This window comes from Gemmobacter sp. LW-1 (assembly GCF_001303875.1).
Classification (GTDB): Bacteria; Pseudomonadota; Alphaproteobacteria; order Rhodobacterales; family Rhodobacteraceae; genus Gemmobacter; species Gemmobacter caeni.
Genome location: NZ_LJSC01000065.1, coordinates 1 through 10,781 on the forward strand (window position 1 = coordinate 1; position 10,781 = coordinate 10,781).

2 protein-coding genes are annotated in these 10,781 nt (G+C 70.5%); both read right to left on the bottom strand.

Features of this window, described 5'->3' with window-relative positions; translation table 11 throughout:
- The coding region (locus AO684_RS20675; protein ID WP_152968499.1) for a non-ribosomal peptide synthetase at positions 1–8,958 on the bottom strand (8,958 nt) is incomplete at its 3' end.
- A partial coding sequence (locus AO684_RS20680; protein WP_152968500.1) for an amino acid adenylation domain-containing protein occupies positions 8,955–10,781 on the bottom strand: 1,827 nt, incomplete at its 5' end. The genes AO684_RS20680 and AO684_RS20675, both read right to left, overlap by 4 nt.

Here is a 10,781-nt window from a genome sequence, read left to right on the forward strand (position 1 = left end):
CGCGCCGATCCGTGTCTCCGGCGCCGCCGCGCAGGCCGCCGCCAGATGGCGGAACTGCGCCGCCAGCCGCGCGATGGTCGCCGCATCGAACAGATCCGTCGCATATTCGATCGCCCCGGTCAGCCCGCCCTGCCCCGGCAGGTCCTGCAAACTGCCCGGCACTTCCTGCAAACTGAAGGTCAGGTCGAACTTCGTCGCCGTCACCGCCACGCCCGCCGGCTCCAGCTGCAGCCCGCCGAAGGCCATCGCCCCCAGCGGCGCGTTCTGCAGCGCCAGCATCACCTGGAACAGCGGCGCATGGCTCAGGTCGCGGGCCGGTTGCAGCGCCTCGACCAGCTGGTCGAAGGGCAGATCCTGATGCGCCTGCGCCGCCAGCGCATCCTCGCGCAGCCGCCCCAGCAGCGCCGAGAACGGCTCGGCCGCATCCACCCCGGCGCGCAGCACCAAAGTATTGACGAAGAAGCCGATCAGCCCCTCCAGCGCCGCATGCCGCCGCCCCGCCACCGGCGTGCCGATGGCGATGTCCTCCTGCCCGCTCCACCGCGCCAGCAGCACCGACAGCACCGCCACCAGCACCATGTGCAGGCTGGTCCCGGTGCGCCGCGCCAGCGCCTCCAGCGCGCGGGTCAGACCGGCGGGCAGATCGAAGGGCATCACCGCCCCGGCATGGCTTTGCACCGCCGGGCGCGGCCGGTCGGTCGGCAGCGCCAGCCGGTCGGGCATCCCGGCCAGCCGGGCGCGCCAGTAGGCCAGTTGCCGCTCCAGCTCCGGCCCTTGCAGATGCGCCCGCTGCCAGGCCGCGTAATCGCCGTATTGCAGCGGCAGCGGCGGCAGATCCGCCGCCCGCCCCGCCAGCGCCGCCTCGTAAAGCGCCGCCAGTTCGCGCAGGAACACCCCCAGCGACCAGCCGTCCGAGACGATGTGATGCAGCACCAGCGCCGCGAGGTGATCCTCCGGCCCCAGCCGGATCACCCGCGCCCGCAGCAGCGGACCGCGCGCCAGATCGAAAGGCTCGGCCGCCAGAACGGCCAGCCGCGCCCCGGCGGCGGCCATCGGATCGGCCGCATCCGACAGATCCTCCAGCGGCAGATCGACCGGGCCGGGCGGCAGGATCACCTGCACCGGCAGCGCCTGATCGGTGGCAAAGACCGTGCGCAACGCCTCGTGCCGCGCCACCAGCCCGGTCAGCGCCTGCGCCAGCGCGTCCGGCTCCAGCCGCCCGGTCAGCCGCAGCGCGACCGGCTGGTTATAGGCCGTGTCGCCCGGCGACAGCTGGTCGAGGAACCACAGCCGCTGCTGCGCGAAGGACAGCGGAACCGGCCCCGGCCCGCGCGGCGCCGGATCGGGCAGCACGGGATCGGGCAGCACCGGCGCGCCGCCGTCCTGCAAGCTGCCCCCGTCCTGCACCGCATCCTTGCCCGCGATGGCCGCCGCCACCACCGGCGCCAGCCCCTCCAGCGTCGGATGCTCGAACAGCGCCCGCAGCGACAGCTCGATCCCCCAGCGCCGCCGCACCCGCGCGATCAGCTGCGTCGCCAGAAGCGAATGCCCGCCAAGCGCAAAGAACGTCTCCCCCGCCCCGATCCGGTCCGCCGAAAGCCCCAGAACCTCCGCCCAAAGCCCCGCCAGCTCCGCCTCGACCCCGGCCCGGACCACAACCGAACCGCCCTGAACCACCGGCAAAGGCAAGGCCCGACGATCCACCTTCCCGTTCAGACTCAACGGAAATCCAGACAACACCATGATCGACGACGGCAACATGTAGGACGGAAGGCTCTGCCCCAGCGCCTCGGTCAACCGGCGCGACAAGGTGGTGTCGCGTTCGGGGATATGCGGCGTATTGGCCAGACGCGGCGACAGGCGCGGTGGTTTGGACCAGAGGCTCGGCCAATGCGCCGGGGATGCATCCCTGCGGCGGAACACCGCATGCACATGCCCGGTGCCGGAGGCCAGCCCGAGATCGAGATGATAGCCATGCGCCGCCGCCAGATCGCGCAGGCTGCGCGCGTCAAAGCCCGCAGGCTCCGGCACCCGCACGGCGCTGGCAGGGGCGGCATCGGGCAGTTCATGCAGCAGCCGCGCCGAGGCAAGCGGCCCGGCAGGCGGGGCGAAGGGCAGGTCGCGCAGCGCCAGACGCGGCGCAGCCGCCGCCAGCAGATCGGGCAGCGCCTCGGGCAGCGGGGCGGGCTGCCAGTCTTCCGGGGCCTGTGCCGTCACCGGGCCGATATGCAACAGCACGTCATAGCGGAAGCGCATCAGCTCGTTCCGCGCGGCGCCTTCCTTCGGCAGCACATCGACGCGGCAGATGCGCGGCTGGCTGGCGGCGAAGGCATGGAACCAGACCGGATCGACCAGCAGTTCCGGTTCGGCCGCAAGGCGCCGCGCCACATCCTGCCGCAGATCGGCAACCGTCGCCGACGCGCCCGCATGATGCAGCGCGACCGAGGTCTGGAACGCCTCCGCCAGCGCGAAATTGCGCAGATCACCCAGGAAGATCGTGCCGGTTTCGACGCGGGCCACCGCCCCGGCCAGCCAGTCCGACAGATAGGCCAGACCGGGGAAATACTGCGCCACGGAATTGAGGATCACCGTATCGAACCGCCGGTCGCCCAGTTGCGACCAGTCATCGGCGGGGGCATGCAGCAGGCGCACGGCATGATCGCGCGGCAGGCTGCGCGCCAGCCGGGTCAGCACGGTCTGTGACAGATCGGTGCCGGTATAGGTTTCGGCCTGCCCGGCGATGCGATGCAGGATCATGCCGGTGCCGCAGCCGATTTCCAGCACATGCCGGGGCGACAGGCCGGAGATGCGGGCAATAGTTTCCTCCAGCCATTCGGCCATTTCCGGCGCCGGGATCGCGGCGCCGGAATAGCTGTCGGTCCAGCCGGTGATGTCAAAGCCGCTGTCCGCCGGGGTCTCGTCCGCCGCTTCCTCGGCATAGATCTGGTCGAAGGTGCTTTCCCAATGCGTGCTCTCGCGGCTCTCGGCCTCGGGGACCACCCAGGCGAGCAGACGCGCACCTGCCACCGGATCGGGCTTCGCCAGCACCAGCGCCTCGGCAATGCCGGGCTGGGCCAGCAGCGCGGCCTCCACCTCGCCGGTCTCTACCCGGAAGCCCCGGATCTTCAGCTGCCCGTCACCACGGCCCAGATAGTCGATGCGGCCATCGGGCAGAAAGCGCCCCATGTCGCCGCTGCGATACATCCGCGCACCGGGCGGGCCGGAAGGATCGGGGACGAAGCGTTCCGCCGTCAGGCCGGGCCGCGCCAGATAGCCCTCGCCCACCCCGGCGCCCGCGATGCAGATTTCCCCGACCGCACCGGGCGGCAGATCATTCAGCATCGCATCGAGGATATGGATGCGCACATTCGGGATCGGACGGCCAATGGTGATCGGCCCGTCATGGCCGGGCAGAACCGTCTCGGCGGTGGAAATACTCTGCGTCTCGGAGGGGCCATAGATATTGATCAGTGGCAGGCCGCGTTCGGGCGGCAGCACATAGCGCTTCATCCGGTCGCCGCCCGCCACCACCCGCGTCAGGCTCTGCGGCCAGTCGAAGCCGGTGGCGGCCAGCGTCTCCAGATAGCCCATCGGCAGATACAGCACCTCGACCCGCGCACGGGCCAGATGATCGGCCAGCGCCCAGGCATCGCGCAGCACCTCGTCCGGCACCAGAACCAGACGGCCCCCGACCATCAGCGCGGGCCAGATTTCCGGCAGGATGCCGTCGAAGGCGATATTCGCCACCACCGAAACCGCCGTGCCGGGGCGGAGGTCACACAGGTCGGCATACCAGCGGCTCATGTTTGCAAGGCCGCTGTGGGTGTTGATCGAGCCTTTGGGCGCCCCGGTCGTGCCGGAGGTATAAACGATATAGGCGCGGTCGGGGCGGGCCACAGCGGGCGGCGTCCCCGGCTGGCCTTCGGCCTCGGGCGCGATGACGATGGCATCGCCCCAGCGCGGTTCCGGCTGGCCGATCACATGGCGCATCCCGGTATCGCGGAGGATGAAGCCGATACGCTCATCCGGCGCGTCCAGCGGCAGCATCACATAGACCGCCCCCGCCTTGTTCGCCGCCAGCATGGCCACGACATGATCGGGGCCGCGCCCACAGCCCAGACCCACGGCATCGCCAGGCCGCAGCCCCGCCGCGATCAGCGCATGGGCCAGCCGGTTGGCCCGGTGGTCCAGCGCGGCATAAGTCAGGTCTTCGTCATTCCAGCTTAGCGCCACGGCATCGGGCCGGAGCTGCGCCTGTGCCTCGAAGGCCGCCAGCGCGCTTTCGGCGGGCATCGGCGCGGCGGTGTCGTTCCAGCCCGCCAGCCGGGTGCGATCTTTCGCTGTCACCAGCGGCAGCGCATGCAGCGCCGTGTCGGGCGCCGCCACCACCGCCCCCAGCAGCGCGGCATAATCGTGGCAAAACCGCTCGATGGTCGTCGCATCGAACAGGTCGGTGGCATATTCGCAATCGAAATGCAGGCCCGTCCCGGTTTCAAAACCGGTCAGCGTCAGGTCGAACTTGGCGGTCACCGCCTCGGCCTCGACCGACAGCAACCGCAGCCCCGGCAGATCCGCCGCCGCCGCGGGTGCGTTTTGCAGCGCGAAGCTGACCTGAAACACCGGCGCATGGGCAAGGCTGCGTTCGGGGTTCAGCAGGTCAATCAACTGCTCGAACGGCAGATCCTGATGATCGAAGGCTTCCAGCGCGGTGCGGCGCACCTGCGACAGGAATCCGGCAAAGCTCTGCCCCGGTTCGACCGCATGGCGCAGCACGATGGTATTGACGAAGAAGCCGATCATCCCCTCGACCTGGGCCGAGCGGCGATTGGCGATCGGGCTGCCCACCGGAATGTCAGTCTGCCCGGAATACCGCGCGAGCAACACGGCATAGACCGCGTTCAGCACCATGAACAGCGTGGCGCCCTGCCCCGAGGCCAGCGCCTTCAGCCGCGCGGCCAGACCGGCGCCGATGTCGAAACTGTGCGTCGCGCCCCGGTGGCTTTGCGCCGCAGGGCGCGGATGATCCAGCGGGAGGGACAGCGGCGTGGCGGGCAGATCGGCCAGCCGCGCCAGCCAGTAGCCCTCTTGCCGCGCCAGTTCCTCGCCCGACAGCCAGTCGCGCTGCCACAGCGCGAAATCGCCGTATTGCACCGGCAAGGGCGGCAGCGGGTCCGTCCCCTTACCCGCCTGAAGCGCGGCATAGATCGCCGCGACCTCGCGCATCAGCACACCCATCGACCAGCCGTCGGCAATGATGTGGTGCAGGTTCACCAGCAGCAGGTGATCCTCGGGGGCCAGAACCACCAGATGCGCCCGCAGCAGCGGGCCGGTCGTCAGATCAAAGGGCGCGCGGGCATCCGCCGCCACCAGATCACGCGCCAGCCGGTCGCGGGTGGCGGCGTCATGGGCGGAGAGGTCGGTCACCTGCAGCGGCAGGTCCCGTCGGGGCCGCACCACCTGCCGGGGCACACCCTGCACGGTGGGGAAATGGGTGCGCAGCGTCTCGTGCCGCGCAATCAGCCGGTCCAGCGTCTGCTGCAACAGCCCCTGCTCCAGCCGCCCTTGCAACCGCAGCGCGCCGGGGATGTTATAGAACGGATTGCCCGGTTCCAGCTGGTCAAGGAACCACAGCCGTTGCTGGGCAAAGGACAAGGGCAGATCATCCCGCCCCGCCGCGCGCGGATGCAGGACCGGCAGGCCCCGCGCACCTGTTACCGCCCGTTCGTCCAGTGCCGCCGCCAGATCGGCCAGCGTCGGCGCCTCGAAGAAAAGCCGGAGCGGCAGGTCGGACCCCCGTTCCGCCCGGATGCGCGAGGCCGCCTGTGTCGTCAGCAGCGAATGCCCGCCGAGGGCAAAGAAATTATCCTCGCGCCCGACCTGCGCGACGCCCAGCAGATCCTGCCAGATGCCCGCCAGCCAAAGCTCGGTTTCGCCCTGCGGGGGGCTGAACGTGCCCGCCTGCACCTCTGGTTGCGACAGGGCGGAGCGGTCAATCTTGCCATTGGCCGTCATCGGCCAGCATTCCAGCGGCAGAATGGCCGCAGGAACCATATGTTCGGGCAGGTCGCGCGCCAGCGCCCGGCGCAGCGCCGCCGGATCGGCAGCGCCTTCCGCCGCGATCACCCAGGCCAGCAGCCTCCCCTCGCGCGCCAGAACCAGTGCCTGTTCGACCCCCGGCTGCCGGGTCAGCGCCTGTTCGATCTCGCCGGGCTCGATCCGGTAGCCGCGCAGGCTGATCTGCGCATCGACCCGGCCCAGATGGTGCAGCGCGCCATCTGCCCGCCGCCGCGCCAGATCGCCCGAGCGATACATCCGCGCGCCGGGTGGCCCGAAACGATCGGGCAGGAAGGCCGCCGCCGTCTGGCCCGGCTGGTTCAGATAGCCCTGCGCCACGCCCTCGCCCGCGATCCACAGCTCCCCTACCGCGCCCAGCGGCACCGGGTTCAGCCGGGCGTCCAGCAGGTAGATGCGGGTATTGCCGATGGGCTGACCGATCGCCGGATCATCGCCCGCCCCCGGCGCCACCGCGCCCGCCGTGGCGATCACCGTCGTCTCGGTCGGGCCGTAATTGTTGTGCAAAACCCAGCCCGCGCCCTCGGCCGGACGTTGGCGCAGCCGGTCGCCGCCGGTCATCACCGCCATGCCCGCGCGGTCAAGCTGCCCCCCCGCCATGCCCAGTTCGGCCAGCGGCGTGGTCAGGAAACAGGCGTCTGCCTGCTGACCGACCAGCCAGTCCAGCAGATGCGCCGGATCGTCCTGCACCGGCTGCGGCGTCATCACCAGCGTGCCGCCCGCGGCAAGGATCGGCCAGGTCTCGGCTACCGAACCGTCAAAGCCGAAGCGCATGGTGGCAACGAAGCGGCTCTCCGGGCCGAAGGACAGATAGCCCGCCATCCAGTTGCACAGATTGCGCAGGCCGCGATGTGGCACCACCACACCCTTGGGCCGCCCGGTGGAGCCGGAGGTATAGATCACATAGGCCGCCGCCTCGGCCGGGGCGGCAAGCAGGGCGCTGTCATCGGGCGGCAGCCCGGCCACATCGGCCGGGTCAAGGCAGGGCAATCCGCCCGCAAAGGCCGCCCGCCCGCCGATCACCAGCGCCGGGGCCGCATCTTCCAGCATATAGGCCAGTCGCTCTGCCGGGTAAGACGGCTCCAGCGGCAGATAGGCCGCACCGCAGCGCAGCACCGCCAGCATCGCCGCCACCCGCCAGGGTTCGGCCTCGGCATGGATCGCCACCAGATCCCCCGGCCCGATCCCCCGCGCCCGCAAGGCGGTGGCAAAGCGCCGCGCCAGCAGGTCCAGCCCCTGCCGGCTCAACCCCGCCGCCCCGCAAACGATGGCCGGATGATCCGGCGCTTCGACCGCCAGCGCCGCCAGCCGCGCCACCGGATCGGCCATCCCCTCGCTGCGCGGCCCGCGCGCCAGCGTCACCGTCAGCAGCGCCTGCTCCTCGATCCCCAGGATCGGCAGATCACCCAGCGGCAACGACAGATCGGCCGCCGCCATGGCCTGAAGCAGCGCGGTCAGGTTGCGCCCGATCCGCGCCGCCGTATCCGGCCGGAACAGCCCGGCATCATAGGCGAGTTGCAGGCTCAGCCCGCCTTCGGGCAGTTCCACCGCCGTCACCGTCAGATCGAATTTCGGCGGTGCGGCGGGCAACGCGAAGGGCGCGACCTCCAGCCCCGGCAGATGCACCGCCTGCCCGGCGGCATTCTGCAAGACCAGCACCGTCTGAAACAACGGCGCCTGATCCAGACGGCGCGCGGCACCCGTCGCCTCCACCACCCGCTCGAACGGGGCGGATTGATGGGCAAAGGCCGCCTCCACCTGCTCGCGCACCGCGCGCAGGTAATCCCCCAGCGGCAGGTCAGGCCGGGGCTGGCAGCGCAGCGCGACCATGTTGACGAAGAAGCCGAAAATCCCCTCGACCTCGGCCCGTGCGCGATTGGCAACCGGGCTGCCGATGCAGATGTCCTCCTGCCGGGCATAGCGGGCCAGCAGGGCCCCCTGCCCCGCCAGCAGCAGGGTGAACAGCGTTGTGCCCTGTTGTGTGGCCAGCCGCCGCAACCCGGCCACCACCGGCGCCGCAAGCTCCAGATCGACCGCGCCGCCCTGCCCGGAGGGCAGCGCCGGGCGCGCGAAATCGGCGGGGAAGGTCGAGACCGGCGGCAGATCGGCCAGCGCCGCCTTCCACCAGTCCAGTGCCTCGTCCTGAACCGGCGCGCCGGGGCCGTTCTGCCACAGCGCGTAATCGGCATAGTCCAGCCGCAGGGCGGGCAGGCTTTCGCCATGCCACAGCAAGGCCACCTCGCGCATCAGCAGCGCGATGGACCAGCCATCGGCCACGATATGATGCAGGGTGATGACCAGCAGATGATCACCCTCGCCCAGCCGGAACAGCGCCGCCCGGATCAGGGGGGCCACCGACAGATCGAAGGGCCGTGCCGCTTCGGCCGCCGCGAGGCGCCGCGCTTCCTCCAGCCGTGCCTGAGCCGGAACGCCCGTCAGATCCGTGACCTCCAGCGTGATCCGCGCCGCCTCCGATGGCAGCACCACCTGACGCGGCAGGCCGTTCACCACCACGAAGCGGGTGCGCAGCGCGGCATGCCGCTCCATGATCCGGTGCAGCACCGCTTCCAGACGCGCCACATCCAGCGCGCCGCTGAGCCGGAAGGCCGCGGGCAGGTTATAGGCCGCGCTTTCGGGGTCCAGCGTCTGCACGAACCACAATCGCTGTTGCTGGCCCGACAGCGGATAATCCGCCGACGCCGCCCGGCGCGGCCGGATTTCCCGCGCCGCGATCCAGTCCAGCAGCGCAGGCTTCGCCGCCCGGATCTCGGCGATCAGAGCCTCGTCCAGCGCCTCCAGATCGCCCTCCAGCTCCAGATCGCCGTCATCCGCCGAAACCGTGATGCCAAGCGCGGCCAGCCGCCGCCACAGAACCGCTGCCGTCATATCCGCATCTTCTTCTTCGGGGTCTCCGGCGCGGGGCCGCGCAGGCTGTCGATATGCCGGGCCAGCGATTCCACGGTTTGCAGCGCGAAGGCCTTTTCCAGCCCGATCTCGATCCCGAAGGCCTCGCCCAGCCGGTTCAGCGCCGTCACCGCCCGCAGCGAATGACCGCCCAGCCGGAAGAAATTGTCGGTCACACCGACTTCCCCGCGGCCCAGAACCTCGGCCCAGATCGCGGCGATACGCGCCTCGGTCTCGGTCCGGGGGGCGACGAAGGCCACCGCCTTGGTGAAATCGGGCGCCGGCAGCGCCTTGCGGTTCACCTTGCCATTCGGTGTCAGCGGCACCGCCTCCAGCACCACGAAAGCTGTGGGCATCATGAAGTCGGGCACACGGCCCGCCAGTTGCTCGCGCAGATCCGCCTCGTCGAAGGACCGCGCCACGACATAGGCGATCAGCCCCAGTTCGCCGCTGGCATCCGGCCCGGCCACCACCACCGCCTCGCGGATACCGCAGGCCATGATCGCGGCCTCCACCTCGCCCGGCTCGATCCGCACGCCTCGGATCTTCAGCTGGTCATCCGCCCGGCCAAGGAAGTCGATGGCCCCGTTCGGCAGATAGCGCGCCCGGTCGCCGGTGCGATACATCCGGCTGCCGGGCGGCCCCAGCGGATCGGGGATGAAGGCCCCCGCCGTCAGGTCGGGACGGTTCACATAACCCCGCGCCAGCGCAACCCCGGCGATGAACAGATGCCCCGGCACACCCACGGGAACCGGCTCCATATCATCGTCCAGCACATACATCGCCACATTGTCGATGGGCCGCCCGATGGGCACCCCCGGACCAAAGCGCGGATCTTCCGGTGCGCAGGGCCAATGCGTGACCTCCACCGCCGCCTCGGTCGGGCCATAGAGGTTGTGCAGCCGCACATGCGGCACAAACTCTGCCAGCCGGTCCTGCACCGCGCGCGGCAGCGCCTGCCCCGAACACAGCACCCCGCGCAGCGAGGCGTAATCCGACGGGTCGGCCTGCCCCAGCGAGGCTTCCACCATCGGCGGCACGAAATGGATCAGCGTGATCGCCTCCTCCCGCACCAGCCGCGCCAGATAGGCGACATCGACATGCCCACGCGGCCGCGCGATGACCAGCACCCCCCCGGCCACCAGCGGCAGGAAGATCTCGCCCACCGACACGTCGAAACCGAAGGGCGTCTTCTGCACCATCCGGTCCCCGGGCTGCACCGCAAAGGCATGATGCAGCCACAGGACGCGGTTCACGATGGCCCTGTGCTCGACGCATACGCCCTTTGGTTTTCCGGTGGAGCCTGATGTGTAGATGACATAGGCGGCGTTTTGGGGGGTTGTTCGGGTTTCCGGCGGGGTTTCGGGGAGGGAGCGGGCCTCGCTCTCGCCGTTGGCGGGATCGGGGTGGGTGGCGAGGGTCAGCACCGGGGCGGGGGTCAGGGATTGCAGGCGGCTGGCCTGCGCGCTCTGGGCCAGCACCAGCACCGGCGCCGCGTCTTCCAGCATATAGGCCAGCCGGTCGTCGGGGTGTTCGGGGTCCAGCGGCACATAGGCACCGCCCGCCTTCAGCACCGCGAGCAGCCCCACGATCATCTCGAACGAGCGTTCGCAGCACAGGCCCACCCGCGTCTCGGGGCCGACGCCGAGCTGCACCAGACGATGCGCCAGCCGGTTGGCGCGCGCCTCCAGCGCGGCATAGGTCAGGCTGATGCCCTCGCAGCGCAGCGCGATCCGGTCCGGGTGCCGCGCGGCGGCGGCACTGACCAGCGTGTCCAGCCGCCCGGTTCCCGTTTCGGCTTCCCG